Below are 1,465 nucleotides of genomic sequence, written 5' to 3'. Positions count from 1 at the left end.
CGGCGGCGTCTTCAACAACAACGGCAAGGTCAAGCTCGACGAAAAGACCACCATCACCGACAACGACCCCACCAACTGCGGCGGCACCGTCAAGGGCTGCTTCAACTGAACCACCACATAACCGGGGAGTCCCTTTCCGCCGCGGAGCAGCGGAAGGGGGCTCCCCTCCCCCTCAGGTCACCACCGGGCGGTTCGTCGCGGCCGTCACCGCTGGGCCGCGCGGTAAGGCACCGCCCGCTTTCCGCCCTCCGCAGCGCTCTGGCCACCCGTGGGTCCGCTCCAGCATCCCGGTCCGCCGTGCCGCCGACCGTGCCACCCGCACCCTTATGCGGGTTTTTTTCGCATACGCGCACGAGGTGAAGAAGCTTCTCATACGGTGTTCTTCAGCAGCTACAACCGATTTGTAGCGAAGGCCGCCTCGCCGTGGCGAAGCGACCTTGTCGGGTACAAGGAGAGGGCAGAGAGCTCCGATGTCCAACTACCTTCGTAATAGCGATGACGCCAACCGTGAGGCGGTCCCCCCGATCCGGCGCCGCCGGATCTGGCTCGCCACGGGCGTCGTGGGCCTGACGGGAGCGGTCAGCCTCGCGGGTGTGGCGTACGCGACCACCGGGGCGGTGGGCCCCCACCGGCTCGCCGACGTGAAGTGGTCGACCGCTCAGCAGCTCACCGACGACGCCGCCAAGGGCGAGGAGAACGACAGCCGGGACGAGAAAGGCCGCGACGGCAAGGAGCGCGGCCAGGAGGGCAAGGAACAGGGCAAGCGCGGCGAGGAGCGTGACGAGCACGGCCGCCGGGTGCGGGAGGTGCCCTGCCGCGACGAGAAGCTGGTCGAGGCCATCGACCTGGCCAACCGGGATCACGGTGGCACGTTGAAGCTGGCCAAGGACTGCGTCTACGAGCTCGACTTCGCCGACAAGAAGTCCGGCACGGCCCTGCCCACGATCCGGCAGGACATCACCATCAAGGGCAACGACGCCACCATCAAGCGCGACTCCGAGGACGCCTTCCGGCTCTTCCGGGTCGCTGACGGCGGCGAACTGACCCTGAAGGACCTCACCCTCAAGGACGGCAACGCCGCCGAGTTCAAGTACGGCAAGGCACCGTCATCGGGGTCGGGCTCGCAGGGCCCCTGGAGCCCCCAGGGACCGCAGGGCGCGCCGGGCGGTGCGCCGGCCCAGGGCGGCGCGCCGGGCGGTGCTCCGGGTGCCCAGGGCGGCGCGCCGGGCGGTGCGCCGGGTGCCCAGGGCGGCGCGCCGGGCGGTGCGCCGGGTGCCGTACAGGGGGCCCCGGGCATGCCGGGCGCGCCCGGCGGGCAGGGTGCGATGGACGGGTCCTCGTGGTCGGACGGCAAGGACGGCAAGAAGGAAGAGAAGAAGGAAGAGAAGAAGGAGGGCGAGGCGGACGGTGGCGCAATCCTGGTCGAGCGGGGCGGTAGCGCGCACCTGGAGAAGGTGGAGCTGAC

Annotated in this window: 1 pseudogene; it reads left to right on the top strand. The window is 70.2% G+C overall.

Annotated features, from left to right (window positions below):
* Positions 1-470 precede the first annotated feature (470 nt).
* Positions 471-1,465 (top strand): annotated as a pseudogene (locus ABZ783_RS37395) (hypothetical protein); the annotation flags it as partial.

The sequence above is a fragment of the Micromonospora sp. NPDC047738 genome, from assembly GCF_040642675.1.
Taxonomy (GTDB): Bacteria; Actinomycetota; Actinomycetes; order Mycobacteriales; family Micromonosporaceae; genus Micromonospora.
The sequence above is the reverse complement of the archived record's forward strand: the minus strand, read 5'-3'. Positions and strand labels throughout refer to the sequence as shown.